21 protein-coding genes are annotated in these 24,806 nt (G+C 40.8%); 8 read left to right on the top strand and 13 right to left on the bottom strand.

Annotated elements, in window-relative coordinates; genetic code table 11:
- Positions 1-135: 135 nt before the first annotated feature.
- Together I4641_RS09230 and I4641_RS09225 are read right to left on the bottom strand one after the other, a co-directional pair.
- Positions 136-735, bottom strand: a complete 600-nt coding sequence (locus tag I4641_RS09230; protein ID WP_229640199.1) for an ATP-dependent Clp protease proteolytic subunit — start codon at positions 733-735, stop codon at positions 136-138.
- Between the two features lie 27 nt (positions 736-762).
- Positions 763-1,455, bottom strand: coding sequence for an ATP-dependent Clp protease proteolytic subunit (locus I4641_RS09225; RefSeq protein WP_229640198.1), 693 nt, complete (start codon positions 1,453-1,455; stop codon positions 763-765).
- 218 nt (positions 1,456-1,673) lie between these two features.
- On the opposite strand from I4641_RS09225, the gene mgsA reads away from it, so the two are divergent.
- The 5 genes from mgsA (at position 1,674) to clpB (ending at position 9,295) form a co-directional block, all read left to right on the top strand.
- Entirely contained in the window at positions 1,674-2,951 is a 1,278-nt protein-coding gene (mgsA, locus tag I4641_RS09220; RefSeq protein ID WP_229640197.1) for a methylglyoxal synthase, read from the top strand.
- 137 nt (positions 2,952-3,088) lie between these two features.
- Positions 3,089-4,162 carry a magnesium chelatase ATPase subunit I gene (bchI, locus tag I4641_RS09215; RefSeq protein WP_229640196.1) on the top strand — a complete coding sequence of 358 codons (1,074 nt, stop codon included), beginning with the start codon at positions 3,089-3,091 and terminating at the stop codon, positions 4,160-4,162.
- 67 nt (positions 4,163-4,229) lie between these two features.
- Entirely contained in the window at positions 4,230-5,054 is an 825-nt protein-coding gene (locus I4641_RS09210) for an ABC transporter ATP-binding protein (RefSeq protein ID WP_229640195.1), read from the top strand.
- Positions 5,055-5,084: 30 nt separating this feature from the next.
- Entirely contained in the window at positions 5,085-6,296 is a 1,212-nt protein-coding gene (locus I4641_RS09205) for an MlaD family protein (protein ID WP_229640194.1), read from the top strand.
- Between the two features lie 248 nt (positions 6,297-6,544).
- Positions 6,545-9,295 carry an ATP-dependent chaperone ClpB gene (gene clpB, locus I4641_RS09200; protein ID WP_229640193.1) on the top strand — a complete coding sequence of 917 codons (2,751 nt, stop codon included), beginning with the start codon at positions 6,545-6,547 and terminating at the stop codon, positions 9,293-9,295.
- A 130-nt stretch (positions 9,296-9,425) separates the two neighbouring features.
- Here clpB and I4641_RS09195 read toward each other — a convergent pair whose 3' ends face one another.
- Together I4641_RS09195 and I4641_RS09190 are read right to left on the bottom strand one after the other, a co-directional pair.
- Positions 9,426-10,226 (bottom strand): TspO-related membrane protein, encoded by an 801-nt coding sequence (locus tag I4641_RS09195; protein ID WP_229640192.1) that lies wholly within the window; start codon positions 10,224-10,226, stop codon positions 9,426-9,428.
- A gap of 41 nt (positions 10,227-10,267) precedes the next feature.
- Positions 10,268-11,143, bottom strand: a complete 876-nt coding sequence (locus I4641_RS09190; protein ID WP_229640191.1) for a fructosamine kinase family protein — start codon at positions 11,141-11,143, stop codon at positions 10,268-10,270.
- A 158-nt stretch (positions 11,144-11,301) separates the two neighbouring features.
- Between I4641_RS09190 and moeB the strand changes: the two genes are divergently transcribed.
- Positions 11,302-12,471: a molybdopterin-synthase adenylyltransferase MoeB gene (gene moeB / locus I4641_RS09185; RefSeq protein WP_229640190.1), complete on the top strand. Its 1,170-nt coding sequence runs from the start codon at positions 11,302-11,304 to the stop codon at positions 12,469-12,471.
- Between the two features lie 486 nt (positions 12,472-12,957).
- Entirely contained in the window at positions 12,958-15,945 is a 2,988-nt protein-coding gene (locus tag I4641_RS09180; protein WP_229640189.1) for a DUF5050 domain-containing protein, read from the top strand.
- Between the two features lie 43 nt (positions 15,946-15,988).
- Here the strand turns inward: I4641_RS09180 and argZ are convergent, their stop codons facing one another.
- The 8 genes from argZ to I4641_RS09140 form a co-directional block, all read right to left on the bottom strand.
- The gene (gene argZ / locus I4641_RS09175) at positions 15,989-18,091 is read right to left on the bottom strand and encodes a bifunctional arginine dihydrolase/ornithine cyclodeaminase (protein ID WP_229640188.1); all 2,103 of its coding nucleotides are present in this window, start codon (positions 18,089-18,091) and stop codon (positions 15,989-15,991) included.
- 45 nt (positions 18,092-18,136) lie between these two features.
- Positions 18,137-18,850 (bottom strand): class I SAM-dependent methyltransferase, encoded by a 714-nt coding sequence (locus I4641_RS09170; protein WP_229640187.1) that lies wholly within the window; start codon positions 18,848-18,850, stop codon positions 18,137-18,139.
- A gap of 208 nt (positions 18,851-19,058) precedes the next feature.
- The gene (locus tag I4641_RS09165; protein WP_229640186.1) at positions 19,059-19,769 is read right to left on the bottom strand and encodes a sterol desaturase family protein; all 711 of its coding nucleotides are present in this window, start codon (positions 19,767-19,769) and stop codon (positions 19,059-19,061) included.
- 64 nt (positions 19,770-19,833) lie between these two features.
- Complete coding sequence (locus tag I4641_RS09160) at positions 19,834-20,349, bottom strand: DUF421 domain-containing protein (protein WP_229640185.1); 516 nt, start codon at positions 20,347-20,349, stop codon at positions 19,834-19,836.
- A gap of 86 nt (positions 20,350-20,435) precedes the next feature.
- Entirely contained in the window at positions 20,436-20,894 is a 459-nt protein-coding gene (locus I4641_RS09155) for a BON domain-containing protein (RefSeq protein ID WP_229640184.1), read from the bottom strand.
- 31 nt (positions 20,895-20,925) lie between these two features.
- Complete coding sequence (locus I4641_RS09150; RefSeq protein ID WP_229640183.1) at positions 20,926-21,726, bottom strand: SDR family NAD(P)-dependent oxidoreductase; 801 nt, start codon at positions 21,724-21,726, stop codon at positions 20,926-20,928.
- 27 nt (positions 21,727-21,753) lie between these two features.
- Positions 21,754-22,749, bottom strand: coding sequence for a YsnF/AvaK domain-containing protein (locus I4641_RS09145; protein WP_229640182.1), 996 nt, complete (start codon positions 22,747-22,749; stop codon positions 21,754-21,756).
- A gap of 216 nt (positions 22,750-22,965) precedes the next feature.
- Positions 22,966-23,355: a phage holin family protein gene (locus I4641_RS09140; RefSeq protein ID WP_229640181.1), complete on the bottom strand. Its 390-nt coding sequence runs from the start codon at positions 23,353-23,355 to the stop codon at positions 22,966-22,968.
- Between the two features lie 218 nt (positions 23,356-23,573).
- Between I4641_RS09140 and I4641_RS09135 the strand changes: the two genes are divergently transcribed.
- Positions 23,574-23,750 (top strand): YqaE/Pmp3 family membrane protein, encoded by a 177-nt coding sequence (locus tag I4641_RS09135; RefSeq protein ID WP_229640180.1) that lies wholly within the window; start codon positions 23,574-23,576, stop codon positions 23,748-23,750.
- 133 nt (positions 23,751-23,883) lie between these two features.
- Here the strand turns inward: I4641_RS09135 and I4641_RS09130 are convergent, their stop codons facing one another.
- Complete coding sequence (locus I4641_RS09130; RefSeq protein ID WP_229640179.1) at positions 23,884-24,657, bottom strand: histidine kinase; 774 nt, start codon at positions 24,655-24,657, stop codon at positions 23,884-23,886.
- Between the last annotated feature and the right edge of the window lie 149 nt (positions 24,658-24,806).

Genomic DNA, 24,806 nt, shown 5'->3' with positions numbered 1-24,806 from the left:
GCCCACCATAATTGTATTCGATCGAGATTATCTTAAGAGAAGCTGTAAAAAAATACCGACAAGCTATAACAACCTGTCAGTATTTTAATTGTTGATAATTTTTCTGGGTAATAGATATTAGATAAAAATTTAAAATTATTCTTTATCTTCAATCACTTGGTCGATTAAACCATATTCCATTGCTTCATAAGCAGACATGAAATAATCGCGGTCGGTATCTTTCATAATCTTTTCGATAGATTGACCTGTGTTGTCAGCCATCATTTGATTTAACTGATCGCGAATGCGCAAAATTTCTTTGGCTTCGATATCAATATCTGTCGCCTGTCTGCGTCCTTGTACGCCACCTAGAGGTTGGTGAATCATAATGCGCGAGTGGGGTAGAGCAAGACGTTTGCCTTTTGTACCGCCACAAAGCAGGAATGCACCCATAGAAGCAGCTAAACCTACGCAGATAGTTACAACTTCTGATTTAATATGACGCATAGTGTCATATATTGCCAAACCAGCAGTTACAGAACCCCCTGGAGAATTGATATACAGATAGATTGGCTTGCCTGGATCTTCAGAATCTAGGTAGAGCATAATGGCAATAATTTGGTTTGCCAAACCATCATTAACGCCTCTTCCTAGAAAGATAATGCGCTCGCGATATAAACGGTCATAAATACTAATCCAGTCACTATATTGCTGACCTGGAAGTTGATAGGGAACTTTGGGAATACCAATGGGCATAGGAATTATCTTGTATTAAACTTATTTTTACGTCAGAGTAGAAACAGGGGTAGGTAGATCCCTGGTGCTTTCTAAAACCTTGTCAATCAAACCGTATTCTTTGGCTTCTTGAGGACTCATGTAGAACATGCGATCGGTGTCTTTTTCTAGTTTTTCCACTGGTTGACCAGTGTTGCGACTGAAGATTTCTAATACAGCTCGTTTGTTTTGAATTACTTCCTTGGCACGAATCTGAATATCAGTAGCTTGACCCCGCGCACCTTGACGAGCTTGGTGAAGAATAATTGAGCCATTGGGCAAACTAGCACGATATCCTTTTTCTCCTGAAGAGAGAATCATGGCAGCAGTCCCCATTGCCTGACCGATACATATTGTATGTACGGGGGGCTTAATATAGGACATGGTATCGCAAATTGCAAATGCTTCTGTTTCAAAACCGATAGAATCCCCACCATACCAAGAAGTACCAGTAGAGTTGATATACATGATAATGGGCTTTTCGGGGTCGTCAAATTGCAAGAAGAGTAGCTGCGCCACAATTAATTCGGTAACATCTACTCCAATTTGATCTTTATATTCATCGGACGAGACAAGAGGTAGTCCCAAATAAACAATGCGTTCTTTTAGTAGTAGAGAAGGTAAATCTGGGGGTGGAGTACGATAATTTCCGCCACCGCCTCCTCTATAGGGTGCTTGTACTGCCTTAATTGGTGAGTCCATAGTATCTTTAGTTTAATTTACCTCTTACGTTATATTGTTATCTACCAAAGCACTATTAGTAGAAAAACAATCAATAAGCTTTAATTATTGCTTTTATGCCAAGGTTGGTAAGATGATTTTAACGCATCTATTCGATTAGGTTTTAGCTAGTCTTAATCTATAAAACCGAACTACAACCGAACCTTAACTATTATTTTTAAGTTTTTCCTTACCCAATTATGGCTAGAACGATCGCTTTGATTGCTCATGATAATAAAAAAGACGATATGGTGGATTTTGCCCGTCGTCACAAACCCTTGCTATCTCGTTATAATCTAATTGCTACAGGAACAACAGGAAAACTGATCCAAGAAGCTACAGATTTAAAAATCGATCCCATGGCATCGGGTCCATTGGGGGGAGACGCCCAGATTGCTGCCAAAGTGGTAGCAGGAGAAATAGTAGCGGTTATTTTTTTAATCGATCCCCTCAACGCTCAACCCCACGAGCCAGATATTCAGGCTTTGTTGCGGATTTGTAACGTTCATTTAGTTCCTTTGGCAACTAATTTGGGAACGGCTGAGGCGATCGCTAATAGTTTCGCTCAGAGTACTGTCGCTCATATGATCTTCAATCCCGTATCGGGTAGCAGTAATGGATTGCAGGATTTGGACTTTATCCAGAAAATGCTCGATCCTCATCTACATTTAGAAGTGCATTTGACTAGTCCCGATATTAGTCCTCAAGAATTAGCGACTCAAGCGATCGCATCTGGTGCAGATCTGATTATTGCTTCTGGAGGAGATGGTACGGTTTCGGCAGTTGCAGGGGCGTTAATTGGTACGGAAATCCCTCTAGGTATTATTCCTCGCGGTACGGCTAATGCTTTTAGTATGGCGTTGGGTATTACGCAGCAAATTAGCCAGGTGCGGAGGGCTTGTGAAATTATTTTGTCTGGTAAAACTAGAGTGGTTGATACAGCACGTTGCAACGATTTACCATTAATTTTGCTGGCGGGAATTGGCTATGAAGCCGAAACCATCGAGAAAGCAGACAGAGAAGCTAAAAACCGCTGGGGTTCTCTGGCTTATATTATGGCGGGTTGGCAACAGTTAGACGAACAACAGTTGTTTGAAGCAGAAGTGGAAATTGAAGGAGAGGTCAAAACTTTCCAAGCTGGTGCGATTACTGTAGCTAATGCTGCACCGCCTACTTCTGTCTTAGCCCAGGGAATTGGCGAGGTTATAGCGGATGATGGTTTGTTGGATATTACCATCGCCACTGTGGATAATAAGCTACAGGCGGTTACGACTCTCTTTAGTATGTTGGGGGCTGCGTTAATTAAAACCAGTGCGGAATTGGATAATATCGTTCACGTGCGAGCGCAAAGGGTGAGGATTTCTGCTGTTCCCGTACAAAAAGTTGTCCTCGATGGAGAAATTGTTGGCAACACTCCTTTAGAAATTGAATGTCTGCCTCAAAGTTTGACTATTTTTGCCCCTGTTAACGAACAGTAAGGGTTGAGTTTCTCAATGACCAATGACTTCTCTACATAAGAGACCTGAAACATGGCACAATAAAAACCATCCTTATTAAAAAAGATTAACGGTTAATTCCACCAATTAACATAGCTGCTAGATAAGCAAAAATTAATATGACTGCAACAGTTCAAGCACCACCAAAAACCCGCCGTCAGGTCTTTCCTTTTACGGCTATTGTAGGGCAAGAAGAAATGAAGCTTGCCCTTTTGCTCAACGTCATCGATCCCAAAATTGGTGGGGTAATGATCATGGGCGATCGCGGTACGGGTAAATCTACCACTATTAGAGCATTAGCCGACTTGTTACCAGAAATTGATGTGGTAGAGGGAGATCCTTTCAACAGCGATCCTGAAGATCCCGATTTAATGAGTGATGAAGTCAGACAGAAAGTAGAGCAACAGCAACCGATTAACACGGTCAAAAAGAAAGTCCAAATGATCGACTTACCGTTAGGTGCAACTGAAGATAGGGTATGTGGCACGATCGATATTGAAAAAGCTCTTTCTGATGGGATAAAAGCTTTTGAACCAGGACTGCTAGCAAAAGCCAATCGCGGTATTCTCTATGTAGATGAAGTTAACCTCCTCGACGATCACTTAGTGGATGTATTGCTAGATTCTGCTGCGGGTGGTTGGAACACTGTCGAACGAGAAGGTATTTCCATTCGTCACCCCGCTCAATTTGTGATGGTGGGTTCGGGAAACCCTGAAGAAGGAGAGCTTCGTCCCCAACTACTAGACCGCTTTGGCATGCACGCTGAGATTCGTACTGTCAAAGAACCAAATCTACGAGTCCAAATTGTCGAACAAAGAGCCGAATTTGACGGTAATCCTAGCGATTTTAGTGATAAGTACTCATCAGAACAGGTTGCATTGCAAGATAAAATCGTCCAAGCACAAAAATTACTTCCTTCGGTAACAATTGATTATGATTTGCGAGTCAAAATCTCTGAAATTTGCTCTGAATTGGATGTAGATGGCTTGCGAGGAGATATTGTCACCAATCGGGCTGCCAAAGCGATCGCAGCTTTTGAAGGACGCACGGAAGTGACCATTGATGATATTCGTCGGGTAATTGTACTCTGTCTGCGTCACCGCCTGCGCAAAGATCCTTTAGAATCGATCGATTCTGGTTACAAAGTAAAAAAATCTGTGGCGCGGATTTTTGGGTTAGAACTAGAAGAGTAAGTTTTTGATTAAACTATAAATCTACTATTTAAACTTGGGTAGCAAAGCCAGATTTAACCCTTAACTTATGGCAGTAACTACAGACAATTACAAAGCAACAAAACCAGACTCGAAAATGCCTCTAATCGAACTTAGAGGAGTAAGTAAATCCTTTGGTAGTAACGTAATTTTAGACCGCGTCAATCTCAGGGTAGAGCAAGGAGAAGCTTTAGTAATTATTGGCCCGTCGGGAACGGGAAAATCAACTATCTTGAGAATGATTGCTGGCTTACTCCCCATTGATGAAGGCTCAATTTATATTAACGGTCAGAAAAGAAACGGTTTGATTGAAGACCAAGACGATCCTATTGGGATTAGTATGGTCTTTCAGCAAGCTGCCCTGTTTGATTCTCTAACAGTAGAGCAAAATGTCGGCTTTTCTCTTTATCAACACTCCAATCTGAGTCGACGAAAAATCAAGGATTTGGTCGATGAAAAGCTAGAAATGGTTGGTTTGACAGGGACAGGGAATCGCTTTCCTTCTGAGTTGTCAGGGGGGATGCGCAAGCGAGTCAGCTTTGCTCGGGCAATTATGTCCAATCCAGAAAATCCTAAAAGTAGACCAGAAATAATCTTGTACGATGAGCCAACAGCAGGTTTAGATCCGATCGCTTCGACAGTAATTGAAGATTTGGTACGGGACTTACAGTGTACAAAAAGGGGATGTGGCACTTATATTATGGTTAGTCACCAAGATAGTACTATTCGCCGTACTGCCGACCGCGTCGTGTTTCTTTATGGCGGGAAAATTCAATGGCAAGGGACAGTAGCCGAAATTGACTCTACTGATAACCCTTTAGTCAGACAGTTTTTCAGTGCTAGCATTGAAGGTCCAATTCGCGTGATCGATTAAACTAAACATAATTGAGGTTAAAGGAAAAATATGCGATCGCGCACCCTAAAAGAAGGTTCGGTTGGCTTAATGATTATCGGCAGTGTTGTTCTGTTTGGTGCTTTGGCTCTTTGGATCAGAGGTTTCAAATTTGGCGCAAAAAGTTATCAAATAGTTGCCGATTTTCCCGATGTCAACGGTATTAGATTGGGAGATGGGGTACGCTATCGGGGTTTGAGAATAGGCAAGATTGAAAATATTAAGTCTGGGACAAATGGAGTTGACGTAGTAATTGCCATCGACTCTTCGGATCTCTTGATTCCTAGGGATTCTGTGATTAAAGCTCGCAGTTCTGGTTTAATTGGAGAGACGTTTGTTGATATCGTGCCTCAATCGGATCTATCCGAGACAGATAAAAACTTAACTCCTCTTGGGGATCAATGTAATCCTGCGCAAATTCTCTGCGATAATTCTCGCATTGAAGGAGAAAGAGCAATTACTCTCGACGATATTTTGCCTTTCACCTATCGTTTTAGTAAAGCTTATGGCGAGCCAGAATTTGTCGAAAACGTTGATGCAACAATGCAAAATTCAGCCCAAGCAGCTCAAGAAATTGCTAATTTGAGTCGTAACACATCTCTTTTAGTCAAAGAGCTACAGGCAGAAATAGATAATGTTTCTGCTGCGACCAAAACAGTCACCGACATCGCCAATAGCACCTCCACAGAATTGGTGACAACGGCTCAAAGCTTTCAAGAAACTGCCAAACAAGTCGGTCAGCTTACCCAAAGCGTAGAATCCCTGATCGCTCAGAATAGAACGAATTTGACTACTACTTTAGATAGTATTAGTACCACCAGCGATCGCTTGCAAAATTTGGTCGTTAAAATAGACAAAACCGTAGACACCGCAGATACAGAAAAATTAGCAGCTAATTTAGAAACATTAACCGCTAATGCAGCAGTTGCCTCGGAAAATTTGAAAAATGTTTCGGAAAGCTTCGGCAACCAAGAAAGTGTCGTTAATCTACAACAAACCCTAGATTCGGCTAGAGTGACCTTTGATAACGCGCAAAAAATAACTTCAGATTTAGAATCAATTACGGGAGATCCTGCCTTTTTAGAAAACTTCCGCACTTTAGTTGATGGTTTGAGTAATTTAGTCTCAACCACCGAACAATTAGATCGACAAGTTCAAACTACCAAAGCGATCCAACCGATGCAGGAGGCTTTATCTGTTTCTCCAAAAGCTGAGGCAAATTGAGGGTTATCTAGATGAATATTCTGTTTTTTGTAATTTCTCTAAACAATCGATGAAGTTATATATGTTGTGAATTGATTCGCGTTTTGCAACCGTAAAATAATACTAAAATTCTGATTAAGACATAATATTAGATAAAATCTCTTGTAAAGAGAGTTGCTGAATCTAGAGGTTATTAATTTCAGCCTTGGTATACTGAGCATCATCAAATTATCAAAATTTTAAAATCCTATTTATCATTTAGCTAAAATATGCAGCCTACCGATCAAAGTAAGTTTACTGAACAAGCCTGGGATGCGATCGTAAAATCCCAAGAAGTTGCCAAATTATTTCAGAATCAAAACTTAGAGGTAGAGCATTTGATTTTGGCAGCTTTAGAACAGGAAGGGCTAGCAAAAAACATCCTAGAGAAAGCCAATGTCGATCTAATTCGTTTTAAACAACAGCTAGAGATGTTTACCAAGCGTCAGCCTAGAATTGGCTCGGCTCAATTGTATTTGGGTCCTAGTTTAGACCGCATGCTAGATCGAGCAGAAACCTGTCGCACTAGTTGGGATGATAATTTTATTTCCATCGAGCATATTTTGATGGGTTTTGCTGAAGATGCTCGTATTGGGAAAAAGACACTACGCAGTTTTAATATTGACCCCCAAGACTTAGAAGAAGTAATCAAGTCCGTTCGGGGTGTGCAAAAAGTAACCAAGCAAAACCAAGAAGAACAATATCAAGCATTAGAAAAATACGGGCGAGATCTCACCGAAGAAGCCAAAGCAGGCAAACTAGACCCCGTAATTGGTCGCGATGAAGAAATTCGACGTACTATACAAGTACTTTCTCGAAGATCTAAAAACAACCCCGTCTTGATTGGCGAACCAGGTGTGGGTAAAACTGCGATCGCCGAAGGATTGGCTCAACGTATCATGAATGGGGATGTGCCAGAATCTCTCAAGGATCGCCAGTTGATTTCTCTGGATATGGGTAGCCTGATTGCAGGGGCGAAATATCGTGGAGAATTTGAAGAACGTTTGCGGGCGGTTTTAAAGGAAGTTACGGAGTCTGACGGACAGATTGTTTTATTTATTGACGAAGTTCATACTGTCGTAGGTGCAGGTTCGCGAGAAGGTTCGGGATCGATGGATGCGGGGAACTTACTCAAACCTATGTTAGCGAGGGGAGAATTGCGCTGTATTGGCGCGACTACCCTAGATGAGTATCGCAAGCATATTGAAAAAGATCCTGCCTTGGAAAGACGTTTTCAACAGGTATATATCAAGCAGCCTTCCGTTGAAGATACTATCTCCATTCTCAGGGGACTCAAAGAAAGATATGAGGTGCATCACGGTGTAACTATTACTGATTCGGCATTAGTAGCTGCTGCGACATTATCTAATCGCTACATTACCGAGCGTTTCTTACCCGATAAAGCGATCGACTTGATCGACGAAGCAGCAGCTAAATTAAAGATGGAGATCACTTCTAAACCTAGCGAATTAGAAGATATGGATCGCCGCATTATGCAGTTAGAGATGGAAAAAATGTCTTTAACAAGAGAAAGCCAGCGTCCTGGAATTCTAACTATAGATAAAGCAGCTAAAGAAAGACTCAGTAAAATTCAAGCAGAAATTGATAGTCTCAAAAGCAAACAAAGCGGACTTTCCGAACAATGGCAATCAGAAAAAGGTTTGCTAGATGAAATCAACGCCCTCAAAGAAGAAGAAGAAAAAATTCGTATCTTGCTAGACAAGGCAGAAAGAGCCTTCGACCACGAAAAAGCTGCCCAGTTGAAATATGGCAAACTCGAAACTCTACAACGAGATCTAGAAGCAAAAGAAACCAAACTGATAGATATCCAATCCAAAGGTACAACTCTTTTGAGAGAGCAAGTAACGGAGTCAGATATTGCTGAAATTGTGGCAAGTTCGACAGGAGTACCCATCAATCGGCTTTTAGAATCGGAAAGACAAAAGTTACTCCAACTAGAAGGACACCTCCATCAACGAGTTATCGGGCAACAGCAGCCTGTAGAAGCTGTCTCCGCAGCCATTCGCATGGCTAGAGCAGGAATGAACGATCCCAACCGTCCCATAGGCTCATTTTTGTTTATGGGACCTACTGGAGTGGGTAAAACCGAATTGGCTAGAGCCTTGGCAGCATTCCTCTTTGATAGTGAAGATGCTATGGTGCGGATTGATATGTCTGAATACATGGAGAAACATGCGGTATCTCGTTTAGTGGGCGCGCCTCCTGGGTATGTTGGTTTTGAGGAAGGAGGACAGTTAACCGAAGCCGTACGCCGTCGTCCTTATTGTGTGGTTTTGCTCGATGAAGTAGAAAAAGCTCACAAAGATGTGTTTAATATACTTTTGCAAGTTTTGGATGATGGCAGAATTACCGACTCTCAAGGGCGAATGGTAGATTTTCGCAACGCTATTATCGTCATGACTAGTAATATCGGCAGCGAACATATTCTTGATGTCAAAGGGGAAGACGAAGATTACGATAAAATTCAAAATCGAGTTACCCAAGCTTTGCGGAGTCATTTCCGTCCTGAATTCATTCAGCGAATTGACGATGTGATTATCTTCCACGGCTTGAAAAAATCGGAACTCAAAGAAATTGTGGCGATCCAAATCAAAGGTATTCAACGTCTGTTGAAAGATCAAAAAATTACCATCGAACTATCTCCCTCTGCTCAAGATAGAATCGTTGATATTGGTTACGATCCTGCTTTTGGTGCGCGTCCTTTGAAGCGGGCAATTAGAAGGGAGTTACAAAACCCCATTGCCACTAAAATTTTGGAAAATTCCTTTACTCCTGGGGATAAAATTCTTGTGGATTATAATGGCGATCGCCTGACCTTTGATAAAGCGATTTCTTTACCCTTAGAAATTGAATCAGCCAAACCCCTCGAACCAGTTTCAACCAAAAAAGTGACTTTAACCAAAGAACAGTCACCATCCCTCACAGATGAGAAGCCAGAAGTTGTTTCTTCAGAAAAGTAATTGGTTTAGCTGTTAGATGGCGATCAAATTCAAGGTTTAACTGAGATCTTGCACCTAATATGTAATTTTTTTAAGAGCGAAGCAATAAAGATGAAGATGAAAAACTTACGATCGCTTATAAATTTAATCATCAGTAATTATTTTCCCGATCGCGATGAATGGGTGCATAAAAACTAAAAGACAATAACAATATTATCAAAGCCAAACTCAAGCCAATTGCCGTACCTGAAAGAAGTAGGCGATCGGAATTTCTGACGGCGATCGCAATTACGCCCCAAATAAATACCATCCCGTAGGCAAAATCTAGTCTGGGAATAGCCACTAGATGAGTAATCAACGCAGCAACAGATAGCATAATAATTGTCCAGATCTCCTCGCTAACTCCCCAACCATTCCATTGCCAAGATTCTAAAGTAATTGCACCGTTGAGGATGGTTGCTAAAACAATCCAAGATAAATAGACGCTAATAGGAGTGTGAATCAACCACCTCTGCCACTTTGTAATCCGAGTTGATGGCAAATACAGATAGGCAGCAATCAAAGGTAATAATATTCCCAACATTGCCAAAAAAGAAAGGGCATATTGTCGATAAAGAAAACAGATTACCCATACAATTTGAGCCACAGATGCGATTGCTATTTTATAGCCAATTCGTCGTAGCAAAAGATTGTTTCTAGAAGAAGGCAAAACTTGATAAATTCCAAAACTGATTAAACCAAGATAAATGATGCCCCAGATGGCAAAAGCATAGTTAGCAGGGGTAATTAAAACATCACCAAAAAATTTATTAGAAATTTCACCAATAGATAGTCCATTAGGAGGATTGACATTTGCCACAACATTCATAGCAAAAGCTGCAACCACAGAAACTAGGGTAAAAATTTGTCGGATGACAAGATACTTATTGTTTACTGTGTAGCGGTGGTACATAAATTAATCGTCATTATTCTCGTGGGAGGTCATATTTCATTTTAGATTATCTGTTGAATTATTCTTTTGGCTTGGCTGCCATAGCCACCACCAAAGAGATTAAAATGATTGAGGATATGATAGAGATTATAAATACTTTTACGTTGTTGATAACCCTTATCCAATTGCCATACTTCGTTATAGCCGCGATAAAAAGCTGAGGGAAAGCCACCAAACAATTCTGTCATTGCCAAATCAGTTTCGCGATCGCCATAATAAGTAGCAGGGTCAAAAATCACAGGACAACCATCAACAGCAATTCCTGCATTTCCCGACCAAAGATCGCCATGAACTATCGAAACTTCTGGCTGTCTATCGGCTAATTGATTTCTAACTGCATCAACCACTGTATCGCGATCGGGAAAATTTCCTCCACGACGTTGGGCTAATTTTAATTGATAACCAATACGCTGTTCGGCAAAAAAATCTGCCCAGTTTTCCCTGGGAGTATTAATTTGAGGTGTAGAACCTATAGTGTTATTGCGTTCCCATCCGAAGCTAGTTCCGATTCCTGCTTGGTGCATCTCTGCCAACTCACGACCCATTGACCTCCAGCTTTCATCGCTTCCCCTTGCCAAATTTAACCATTGCAACACAATATAGCTAGAATCACCTGCTGTACCCCAACATATTGCCTGGGGGACGGTAATTGTTTGGGTAGCATACATTTCCTTGAGTCCCCAAGCCTCGGCGACAAACATTTCCACTAGACTTGCTTGGTTGAGCTTAACAAAATACTCTGCATCATTACCCCCAACTCGATAACCTTGATTAATACAGCCTCCACTAACCGAACGAGTATCGGCGATCGCAAATTCTTGTCCTGTTGCTTCAGTTATAGCCGAAGCTATTTGTCTCCATGTTTGAGCGTTATTCATTCGGAATTAATTAGGAATAAGTTTCTTAAATCTTCAAAGTTTTTGTTCTGTAATTAGATAAATTCTATATAATAGAATGCTTACAGTATAAAGCTGTCCTCTTTGATCGAGGCAGCGATAACTTAGTTAAGCTTCCCTAACGCGCTTTTCTTATAACCATGCTCAATCCAAATTTGGAAGCAATTGAACTTAATAAAGATGAGTATCAGAGATACTCGCGTCATATTATTCTGCCAGAAGTAGGATTAGAAGGACAAAAACGCCTAAAAGCAGCTAGCGTTCTCTGTATCGGTAGTGGTGGTCTTGGTTCTCCCCTTTTGCTATATCTTGCAGCAGCAGGTATTGGTAGAATTGGCTTAGTAGACTTTGATATTGTCGATAGTTCCAATTTACAACGTCAGATTATTCACAGCGAATCATGGGTAGGTAAACCCAAGATTGAGTCCGCTAAAGACCGCATTCATAGTATTAACCCCCATTGTCAGGTAGATTTATACGAAACTGCCATTAGTTCGGAAAATGCTCTAGATATTTTAGCTCCTTATGACGTAGTTGTTGATGGGACTGACAACTTCCCGACTCGTTATTTAACTAATGATGCTTGTGTATTGTTAGATAAGCCTAACGTCTACGGATCGATTTTCCGTTTTGAAGGACAGGCGACAGTCTTTAATTATCAGGGAGGGCCCAACTACCGTGATCTCTATCCCGAACCACCACCACCAGGAATGGTACCCTCTTGTGCTGAAGGTGGTGTATTGGGTGTTCTCTGTGGCATTATCGGTACGATTCAAGCAACAGAAGCAATTAAGATTATTTTAGGTGCAGAGAATACTCTCAGTGGTAGATTGCTACTCTATAATGCTTGGGATATGAAATTCCGCGAGTTAAAACTGCGACCCAACCCAGAACGACCTGTAATCGAAAAATTGATTGATTATCAAGAGTTTTGTGGTATTCCTCAAGCAGCAGCAGCAGCAGCAGCAGAAAATGCGATCGCGGAAATGTCGGTTCAAGATTTGAAGCAATTAATGGATAGCGGAAAAGATGATTATGTTCTCTTGGATGTCCGCAACCCTAATGAATATGATATTGCCAAAATTGATGGTTCGGTTTTGATTCCCCTATCTGAATTGGAAGACGGTAGTGGCATTGCTAAAGTTAAAGAACTAGTCAACGGTCATCGTCTCATTGCTCATTGTAAATTAGGTGGAAGATCTGCAAAAGCTTTAAATATTCTCAAAGAAGCGGGTATTGAAGGCACAAACGTTAAAGGTGGTATTGCTGCCTGGAGTCAAGAGATTGATTCGAGTATTCCCCAATATTAAATAGCCCATCTTAAATAGCCCTTTTACTATTAGCCAGTGGTTGGTTATCATTTTGATCCTTTCCACTGGCTTTATCTTTATCCATTTCAGTTTAAATATTAAATTACTGCAATAAATTGGGAACTCTATAAAAGAAAGCAAAATAGTATATTTACTGTTTTCCAACCAAACCATTATATATCTCGTAAATACCAGAAATCTTATAACTTGCTTTCTCAGTATTTATTAGTAGGTTGTTGCTCAATCTATCTCAATATAACTATAAATTTGATGTTTATTTTCCAATCATTTCGCGATCGAAACCCATTCAACGATCGATTAATCTTCCAGCTTCAGGCGATCGCACATTTTACACCTCAAATAGTCGATCCAAACTGAGAACAAAAGCTTTTAAAACAGTCATCGAAAGCATTTTGCTATCCAAACAGGTAAAAGAATCACTTTGCCTTCAAACAACAATTGATCGATTAAACAACTGAAAATATTATGGAAACACAAAAGTTTGCTGATTTGCCTGCTAATGTAGCTTATCTCAACGATCTCACCGCAGTAGGGGATAAACTTTATTTCAGTGCCAATGACCGTACTAGTGGCAAAGAGTTGTGGGAAATCGATAGTTCGGGTACGGTTTCCCTCGTTCGCGATCTAGCATCGAATTCTTATAGTTCTTATCCCAATAATCTCACCGTAGTAGGAGATAAACTCTATTTCAGTGCTAATAATGGTGTGAGTGGTTATGAATTGTGGCAACTAGATAGCTCGGGTACGGTTTCCCTCGTCCAAGATCTTAGATCTGGTTCGTCGGGTTCTTATCCTGACAATTTAACCGTAGTCGGGGATAAACTCTATTTCAGTGCCAATAACGATACAAATGGTAATGAATTGTGGCAACTAGATAGTTCGGGTACGGTTTCCCTCGTCCAAGATCTTAGATCTGGTTCTTTCGGTTCTTATCCTGACAATTTAACAGCAGTCGGGGATAAACTCTATTTTAGTGCCTATGATGGTGCTGATGGTTATAAATTATGGCAGCTAGATAGTTCGGGTACGCTTTTTGAGCGAGATATCGGATCTGGTTCTTTTCTTGACGATATAACAGCGGTAGGAAACAAGCTCTATTTTATTGGTGACGATCTTGGTGGTTATGAGTTGTGGCAGTTAGATAGTTCGGGTACTGCTTCTGTCAAAGAGATTAGATCTGGTTCTGATGGTTCTTATCCCAGCGATCTTACCGCCGTCGGGGATAAACTCTATTTCACTGCCGATAATGGTACTGGTGGTAATGAGTTATGGCAAATAGATAGTTCGGGTACTGCTTCTGTTAAAGAGATTAGATCTGGTTCTGATGGTTCTTATCCCAGCGATCTTACCGCCGTCGGGGATAAACTCTATTTCACTGCCGATAATGGTACTGGTGGTAATGAGTTATGGCAAATAGATAGTTCGGGTACTGCTTCTGTTAAAGAGATTAGATCTGGTTCTGATGGTTCTTATCCCAGCGATCTTACCGCCGTCGGGGATAAACTCTATTTCACTGCCGATAATGGTACTGGTGGTAATGAGTTATGGCAAATAGATAGTTCGGGTACTGCTTCTGTTAAAGAGATTAGATCTGGTTCTGATGGTTCTTATCCCAGCAATTTAACAGTGGTCGGAAGTACCCTTTACTTTACTGCTGATAATGGTGCTAATGGCAATGAGTTATGGCAGTTAGATAGTTCGGATACGCTTTCTCTCGTCCAAGATATCGATCCAGGTTCAGACAGTTCTAACCCTAACAACTTAACAGTGGTCGGAAATAAGCTTTATTTTAGTGCTATTGGAAGAACGGGATTAAATATTTGGAGTTTAGAGTCTACATCTAGCGAATTGGAAGATGATACCCTTCCTGGAACGGGGTCTGGCAACGATCTCAATGGTGGATCTGGAAACGATAGTTTAAGGGGTAACGATGGTGACGATACGATTTCGGGAGGATCTGGCAACGACCAGCTTTTTGGAGAAGCAGGGAACGATATCCTCAATGGAAACCAAGGATTAGACACTCTGGTGGGAGGATTTGACGACGACCAGCTTTTTGGGGGGACAGACAACGATATCCTCAATGGAGAAGAAGGTAATGACACTCTCGTAGGAGGTGATGGCAACGATAAGTTCTATGGCAAAGTCGGTAATGATTCTTTGTTGGGTGGTTTGGGTGATGACTTCTTTAGCGGTCATGACGGTTTGGATACCCTTTTCGGAGGAGATGGTATTGATACCCTCAATGGTGGAAACAATGACGATAAGTTGTTTGGAGAAAACGGTAATGATTTTCTTAATGGAGGACAGGGACTAGATACCCTCAATGGAGGAGATGGCGATGATTCATTAAATGGTGGTAGTAATAACGATTCTCTTGATGGCGCAGTGGGTAACGATACCCTTAATGGAGGGGATGGTAATGATTCCTTAGATGGCGGTCTTAATAATGATTTTCTTGATGGCGCAGCAGGTAACGATACCTTTGACGGAGGAGACGGAATTGATACCCTCAATGGCGGAAGCGGTGACGACCAATTGTTTGGCGAAGGCGATCGCGATTTTCTTGATGGAGGACAGGGACTAGATACCCTCAATGGAGGGGATGGTGATGATTTCTTAAATGGCGGTCGCGATAATGATTCTCTTGATGGGGAAGCGGGTAATGACTCTCTTTATGGAGGTGACGGCATTGATCGCCTTAATGGAGGAAACGATAATGATCGGCTATTTGGCGAAGGAGATCGCGATTTTCTTAATGGAGGACAGGGACTAGATACCCTCAATGGAGGAAATGGTTTTGATTCTTTAGATGGCGGTCTTAATAATGATTTTCTTGATGGCGCAGCAGGTAACGATACCCTTTATGGGGGTGATGGCAACGATATCCTTAAGGGTGGAAACGATCGCGATACCTTGGTTGGGGGTAATGGTTTTGATTCTTTAGATGGAGGAGAAAACAACGATGTCCTCAATGGAGAATCGGGTGATGACACTCTCAATGGAGGTGATGGCAACGATAAACTCTACGGTAAAGTAGGTCAAGATATTCTCTTGGGTGGTTCGGGGAATGATTACTTCAGCGGTCATGATGATAATGACACTATTTCTGGAGGAGATGGAATCGATACCATTAATGGTGGTGCGGGAGACGATCTGCTCTTTGGCGGACAGGGTGAGGATCTTTTATGGAGTAATTCAGGTTCGGATATTTTTGTTTTGGAGTCTAATAATGGCAGGGATACTATTCGGGACTTTAAAAATGGCGAGGATTTATTTGGTTTACCTTCATCTTTGGAGTTTGCCGACCTTACTATTACCAATAACTCAGGGGGGACGGCTAGCTTAATTGCCGATAGTACCAATAGCGGTCTAGTTTTGGCAACGGTCAATAATATCGATTCCGCAGATATTACAGCAGATGACTTCATTTTAATATCGGAGATATTTTAATAATTAAAGCTGCGGAGAGTAATATTCGCAGCTTTAATTTTAGTTAAATTGTCTGATAAGGACTGGTCAACTTGTCTAGCTGATTGACCAACAAACTAAGGAATAGACCGACATCAGTTACTACCCCTACAGATTCTACCGAACCGCGATCGCTTAATTTGGTAACAACCGCAGGGTTGATATCTACACAAACCATTTTTACTCCCGCAGGGGTCATATTACCCACACCAATTGAATGCAACATAGTAGATAACATCAGGATCATATCCGCCCCTTCGATCAGTTGAGCGTATTCTGATTGGGCTTTAATCAAGTCCATTTGGGTATCGGGTAAAGGACCATCATCGCGAATCGAACCAGCTAAAGCGAAGGGTACGTTATTTTTAACGCATTCATACATGATCCCTTTGGTTACCAAACCCGCCTCTACTGCTTTGGCGATGCTACCGTGACGACGTACCTGATTAATTACCTTGAGGTGATGGCGGTGTCCTCCTCTAACGGGAGTACCTTTTTGCATATCCACACCGAGGGAAGTCCCCATAAGAGACTGTTCCATATCATGAACAGCGATCGCATTTCCTCCTAGCAATCCCTGGACATAGCCATCACGTACCAAGCTAGAGAGGTGTTTTGCTCCTCCTGTATGGATCACCACGGGTCCTGCGGTCACTACGACTTTGCCACCGCGATCGCGAATTTGGCGCAATTCCCAGGCGATTTGTTCGACGACTAGTTCGACTCTTCTTTCGCTGGATACCCCTGCACCCATAAAGCTAAATTCTTCTTTCACTTTATCGCGATTAGATTTTTTACGGACGGTACGAATACCATCTACTCCTACCACAACGCGATCGCCTTTGTCTAAATCTCGCAAGATTCTACACTCAGCAGTGGTATTGTTGCCATCTTCTTTAATTACAATTGCTCCATCCATGCGTTGTTTTTGAACTCGTATCCACTGTTGGTTTACTCTAACCTCAGTCGGATAGATATTGCTGACATAGAAGTCTCCTGGTGCAACGCCATCGAGATCGCAGGTTTCTGTAACTACATCGTTGCCATCATTTTGGGGAATAATCGCGCCAATTTCGATTAACTGGCTGACAATCTTCTCCATTATTTCATGGTCGGGGGCAGATACGCGCACTTCTGCACTAGAGGTGCTTTGTCTTTCTACACCCAACTGGAAGTTGAGTACTTTAAAACTACCACCGTTATCTACTACTAAATCGAGGGAACGGTTCATAATACCCGCATCTAAGAGATGTCCTTCCATGTTGATAACACGGCTTTCTACAGGAGTACTAGCATGAACGTCGGGTAAGACTGGTTCGTTGAGTCTGAGAGTCAGGCATTTAGCTGCGCCACCAGCTTTAAGAAATTCGGTCAACGGTGTTTCAATTACTTCAAAACCCGCATCATTGAGATGCTGTTGTAGTTCTTGACTCGCCTTATTCATGACTACAGTATTGCCCACGTTAACCGTATTGCAAGCAAAGTTGATCGCATCGGCTTCGGCGATCGCAATTCTCTTTGATTCGGGGACGCGCTTTTCAATAATATGGTTGGAATAGGAATCAAAAGCGGAAGGATAGTAAAGTAAATAGCCACCAGAAAGGGGACAGAAACAAGTATCAAGATGATAAAAGCGATCGTCAATTAAACGCAACGATAGCACCTCAATATCTAACCAGTCGGCAAGATAAGGATGGGAATCTAGTTCGGAACGAAAACCATAACCAGCCCATAACCATCGCCCTTCGCGGTCTAATAGAGCATCTCCCGCACCTTCAAAGGGTAGATCCTTGGGCAATTCAAAGACATTAAAACCATTGTCTTCAAACCATTTTTTGAAGTGGGGTTCTTCTCCCTGGCGTTCGGGGTGATAAAAACGACTGAGGACTACATTATCTCCCAAGACTAAACCTGCATTAGCAGTAAACACCATATCGGGTACGCCTGGTTGTCCCTTGACTAGATCTACTTTAGCAATGTCGTTGAGAACGAAGTTTAGTTTAGACCATTGTTCGACGGCTTTTTCTTGGGAAGATTTATGAATATTGCCTTCCATCCAAGGATTGATTACATAATCTACGTCGTAGTGATCGGGGGCGCACATCAAAATGCGAATTGGTTCAGTCATAGTAGTTTTTGTGTGAGTAAAATTTAATAGAGGAAGGATGAAAGATTAATTACCAGTGTATTTAGCTGTCCAACCACCAAACAAAAAAGCATTATAAAATTTAGTGACCTGACTAAATCCTGCAATATTCAGTAATTCAATTATCCTGGCTTCACTAATGAAGTAGATAGAGTTCTCAATTGAGGCTTCAAAGTTTTGTTCTGCCTTTGCTTTGCCAGTATCATCTAACTGACTAAAGTAAAGAGTTTGCCAAGCTTGTTTGAACTTAGCAAAGTAGGCAGCGGATTTTTCTCCATAAAGATCGGCTAGGATAAATTCTGCACCAGGTTTTAAATGGTTGGCAATATTTTTAAGTAGTTGCAATTTAGAGCCATCATCTTGGATAAAGTCCATTACTAAAATTAATGTTGCTGCATCCATTAGTTCTGTTACGGGAAGAGTATTTAGATAACCTGTATGGAGATTTACCCGTTCTAACAACTTTCTGCGATCGAGTTCCTGTTTGGCAATTTCCATCATGTCGAGGGAAGGATCTACTCCTGTCAACGACCATTGTGGTTTTTGCTGACAATAGTTAATTAGTTCCATTCCCGTACCCGAACCAACGATTAATAAATTAGCTGTTGGGGATAGACTTGTGGCTAATAAACTCTGTGTCATACTGTGCAAAGCTTCATAACCTGGAATTGCCTTACGAATATCAAGATCGTATTGGTTAGCGCGATCGCGATCAAATTCAACTTTTTGTTCTGCTGTCATGTTTATACCTCTAAAAATAAGAGCGATCAATTACTAACAGCAACCTGAAATACCTGACAGTAAATTGTTTGGTGATTTTACAGCTTCATAATATTACTATAAAAATGCAGAGTTGAATTGCAATCTGACAGTCAAAAATGTCAGTAAATTTTGACAATATCTGCCAAGCGATCGCTATCAAAAAATAGTGGCAATTTTGAATAACTTTTTAGTTAGTACCTAATAAACGATCCCAAACAGTAAAATACAACCCATAGTGTTTGGTATAACGATGATGATGTAGAGAATGATGATCCGAACTAATAAACCATTTTCCTAGCCAATGATGGGGAAAGTTAGGAAATAATTCAAAGCCAAGATGAGTAACTAATGACCAAATAGTCATAGTTAACAGCCATAATGCTAAAACAGCGAAATGAAGGGGGATTATAAAAACTATTGTTACCAAAAATAATCCTTGGATTAGTGCTTCGGGAAAATCTAGGGCGAAAGACGTCCAGGGTGTGGGATCTTTGGAACGATGATGTCCTCGATGTAGCCAATTATAAAATAAAGGATGATGAAATCCTCGGTGAAAAAAGTAATAACAAGTATCTTGGAGTAAAATTACCCCCAAGAAGCTAATTATTAAATAGCCTATGCCATAGTCTTCCATCGAATTATATAAACGAGTCGCACCAGAATCATAAATTGTCATTACCAGGGCAGCGCAAATAGCAGTTGCCACAGTAGCTGCAATAGACAAAGTAATATCTTTTTTGATCAGGTTTCGGCGAGAACTTTTAATACTAGAAGATTGTGCGACAAAAGGTTTATTTGCATCAAAATAAAACAGCCAATATGTCCCTCCAGCTAGTAAAAAATAACGCAAGAGAATTATCGTAAAAAAAGTAAAAAGATAATATAGCCAAAGGTTCATTGAATTGATGGTTAAAGTGAATATTTTTGAAAATTAAACGAGCTATTTATTATGATTACATTTTCTACAAGTTAACGCGATCGAACTCTTTGACATCTTTGAGTGCTGAAGCAGTACTATGATTCAAATTAGTAATTACGCTAAAGCTACCGTCTGTCTCTAAAACAACTGCGTCGGCATCTTCAATTGCACTCACTCCACTAGCCCGTAATGCTGCTAAAATTTCTCCTTCGGCTACTCTTTCTCGTTTGAGTACTTCGTCTTTTATTTGCCCTTTGTAGAGTAGCAATGCAGGTTCGGCTTTGACTAATTTTTGTACTAAAGAATAACGAACAGAAACCCAACTAAGAATGTATTGAAATAATACCAATAGAGCAAAAGCAAGAATTCCTGTACCAAATGAATCTTTGGTGGATAATAAAATGCTGGAAAGAATCGAACCAAAGGCAATAGTTACCACAAAATCAAAAGAATTCCATTTTGAAAGGGTACGTTTGCCCGATATTCGCAGCATAAAAATTATAGCGACATAGGCAATAGTTCCCAAAACTATAGTACTAAGGAAAGGATTTTCAAACATTTTTTATAAATAAAGGGTAGTTTTCGATATAAACAAAGGGCTGGTGTAAGCAGCCCTCTTAACTTTAAGTTGTTAAAACTTATCAGTTATGATTCGGTAGAAGGTATGATTTCTACTTCCATATTGACCTCGTTAACTCCTAGGATTTCTTGAGCTAGGGGTAAAATACTTTCATATTCTTTTTCGCTGGGAACAGTACCCACGATCGCAACATTACCATCTTCTGCATCGACAGTTAGCTTGGCACGAGGAATATTTGCCTCTAACTTAGCTCTAATCTCGCTTTCAAGGTCGGAATCGTCTCTAACTCCCTGGTCGCCTAAAACGTCATTACGCTCCTCTCTGGCGCGAATATCAGAACTCAACTGATCTTGACGAACTTCGCTAGTAGCATCTTCTAGTGTTTCTTCTACTTCACCAGGATTTTCGACCACCGCACCATCTTTTACATCTGTGGGAGCATCGGCACTAGTACGAGATACATCACAACCTACCGCACCAAAAAGTAAGGCACTACCTAATAGAAGTCCTGTTAACTTATTCATTATTTTCTCCAAATTGTTATTGATTAATTGTTTATCCAACAGTGGCAACTGAGCCACCATCAACTCGATAGTTTGCACCAACGACAAAGCTAGAATGTTGAGAACAAAGAAAGGCAATTACCGCAGCGACTTCTTGTGCTTTACCCCGACGGTGCAATTCTAGATGGGGACGTTTTTCATCTAAGAATGTTTCGATCGCCTTGTCAAAACTGATTCCTTTTTCTTTTGCCCGCTTCTCCATCATGGCATCAGTCATGGGGGTGGCAATATAGGCAGGAGATACGGAGTTAACCAAAATACCGTCTTTGGCATATGCCTTGGATAGATTCTTGGTTAGGTTAAGTACTCCCGCTTTAGCAGCACAATAGGGCATTTCGTCGGTATAGGGTTGGACTGCATCTTCCGAACCGATGAGAACAATTCTGCCCCACCCTTCCTGCTGCATGGAGGGAATAAAAGCCCGACAGACGCGCACCGCAGACATAAAATCAACATCGATGGTTTCGTACCAATCTTCGTCAGTTAACTTGAGAAACTCTTTGGTTGCACCAGTGATACCAGCGCAGTTAACTAAAATATGGACTGTACCAAAGCGATCAAGGATAGTTCTTTTGGCTGCTTCAACCTCCGCCAAGTTTCTCAGATCTGCCGTAACTGGAATTGCTTCACCAATTTTACTTATTTCTTCGGCGGTTGCTTTTAGTTCCTCCGTTGTTTTATCGATGAGGGCAATTTTTACCCCTTCAGCAGCTAGTAATTTAGCAGTAGCCTTACCCATTCCCGAATCGCCACCAGTAATTACTGCTACCTTATCTTTAATTCCAAAATCCATGCTTATTTCTAAGTTGCTTTCCTATATTTATCGTTGAATTATGTCGTCGTTTGTTTCTACTTCTAGTTCTTCACGACGGATCGTTTCTCTTGCTTCTACGGTGTCGCGTTCTACTTCTTTGCGAATGTTTACTTCTTCCCGCACAAAGGCTTGCTTTTCGATTTCGGCGGTTTCTTCATAGGCTTCCATGCGGACTGTTTCGGCATCGGCAAAGTTTGCCGTACCTGGAGTTACCACTCCACCATCTACTACATCGCTGCGTTCAATGACAATGCGCTCCCTTTCAACTGGTATAGCTACCGCCGCAGTTTCTGTTTCTACTCGCTTGCCGATGGCAACTTCACCAGATTTTTCACGTTGCTTGTTGACCATCAAGCGTTCTTCGTATAGTCTGATTTTTTCGCGGTCGTCTATATCGGCTCTAGTTCTGAGATCTTCATCTACGTCAGTTACCGCAGTAGCTTTTGCTCCAGGAATATCGTAGATATCAAATTCTTCTACACCGTGTTGGCGCATGATAGTTCCAGCGCGGTCTATTTCTACTCCCGTTCCTGTTACCATGACGAGGAAGCTACCTTTACCAACGCGATCGCTATATATTTTAGCTTTCTCCTCAGGAATACCCAAGCCAATTAATGCACCGATTAAACCACCCGCAGCAGCACCAATTCCAGCACCCGCTAAGGTAGTTGCGATCGCCGTTGCTTCTGCACCAGCCAACAAAATTGGCCCAATACCAGGAATTGCTAATGTACCCAAACCGACTAATAAGCCAGTGATACCGCCTAATGCACCACCAGTCAAAGCACCAGTCGCTGCACCTTCATCGGCTTTGTTCCCTACTTCTTCTGTGGTTTCTTGTCCTGCTACTTTGTCTGCATCTCTAGCAATGACGGAAACTCGATCCATGTCATAACCAGCGTGTTTGAGAGCGCGGACGGCATTTTCTGCTTCATCCCGACTGTAGTATAGTCCAGCAGCGCGTTTATATTGAATAGAATTATTATTTACAGTATTTACCATGCTTTAATTCTCCTTTTAGTGCTTAATTTAGTTTTTTAACGGGGTAATCTGGAGGAGATCTCCTCTAGATGTTGACCGCCCGCGTTGGCTTAGGCACAGTTTTTGAGTTGATTGCCTAAAGCCAATTCTTTAATTGCTCTTAGTATCTCAAGTTTTTTCGGCAATTCTATCTACCTACAGTTGCATTAATTTTTGGTCTTAAGATAGACAATTACACTATTGTTCGAGTTTTTTGTTCTCAGTTTGAGGTAGTGTTAGTAAATCTTTTTCACCGAAATATTTTCCAATCAAAGTATTGGTAGAAGATAAGATCAAAGGTGCAACGAGAAAGGCAATCAATCCTGCAACTCTAAATCCTGGTACGAGAAGGGAAGCTAACCAAAAACAAAAACCATTGATAATTAAAGAAAATCCACCTAATGTAAGAATATTTAGGGGTAGAGATAGTAGAGAAATCACTGGTTTGACTCCTGCATTAATAATACCAATACTGGCAGCGGCTATCAAAGCAGCAGGGAAATTAGCTATGCTAACTCCAGGAAATATAATATCAACTACAAGTAGGCTGAGTGTAGTGGCTAAGATGGTTAAAAATGTACCCAACATATGACGATTTCTCCTAGTTTTTTCAATATTTAGCAATCTACTGCTATTATCTATTACCTCTGATATTAGATATTTGAGTAGTTAAATACCTCTAACAAAAGATATATATCAATTAACAAGCAACAAATCTTTTTATTAATTATCTTTCTGAAGATAGAAGATTTCCAGGATAAATTCCCATAATATGATGGTTAAATACATAGATAAAGGTATAAAAAATGAGCCTTATTAATATTGTCGCTTCAATTCTACTTCCACCCCTTGGCGTTTTTATGAATATGGGAATTAGCCAAGCCTTAGTAATTAACATTTTATTAACTTTGCTTGGTTGGTTGCCTGGAGTTATTCATGCTCTTTGGATTGCTTCTAAAAAGGCAGAAGAAGCGAACGTTTAAGATAATAATGGGCATGGAATATTGCTTACTTGTTTTTGAAAAAATAAAACCTCCTGGCTGTTGTTTGGAGGTTTTGCTTTATATTTTTAGTTAGTTTTTAATTGGTTGTGAATTACTACTAGTTAGTTCGTACTTAAGAATCTTTGCGATCGCGAAATACTTCAGAGACTGATTTCCAGAGTTCTTTTAAAAGCTGTTTAACTTGTTTTTCTTTCTTGGCGATCGCAGCTCCAGTCTCTCCTAATTTAGATTCAAATTCTTGTTGTCTTTCTTCTATTTTTCCCGTAAAAACTTCGGGGTTTTCTTTGGCTTTTTCATACCAAGTTTTTGCCTCATCAAGATATTGATTGACATTGCCATAACTTTCGCCATAGTTCCCTGCTAAATTTGCTTTAACAATAGCTAACTGAGCTTTTAGTTGAGCATAACGTTTTTGCAACAAAGCAACTTCTTCGCTATTTTCCAAGTTACTAATTGCTGCTGCAATAGCTGCTTTTACTTTATCAGAATCATCTTTATTTTCTATTTGAATTTCTTGTAATGCTCCGTCTATTTCCTGTTTTAATTCAACTTCTTCTCGTTCGACTTGTGCTTCTAGGGTTTGAATTTGTGATTGAGTGCTAGAAATCGCTTCTCTTCTGACACTACTTATACCTTCGATCGCGCCTTCAATAGAAGCAGAAACTTCTTCTTTGATTTCGCCCTTTTTATCTTGAAAAATTTCTACTACTGCTGCGATCGCTTCTTGCACCAGACTGGTTATTTCCGTTCTACCTTCTTTAACTTCAGATGCAGCTTCGGACACGGCAGATTTGACAATTTCTCTAATGTTTTCAGTCTTCAATTGCCCTGTTTGCTTGGCTTGTTGTAAATTAGTAATTATTTTATCTTTTCTAGATTCTTCCATAATATATCTCGCCTAAAATAGTTTTTATACTTGCATTCAACTGACAAATAGGCATGAAATCGCCAACTCTTAAATTTAACTGCCAATTCTGTTTCGAGAAGATGGTTTTTGGCGATTATTTCCGCCCATATACCGATCATTATTCAATA

The organism is Waterburya agarophytonicola KI4, assembly GCF_020640915.1.
GTDB lineage: Bacteria > Cyanobacteriota > Cyanobacteriia > Cyanobacteriales > Xenococcaceae > Waterburya > Waterburya agarophytonicola.
This window is presented reverse-complemented; position numbering and strand designations above follow the sequence as displayed.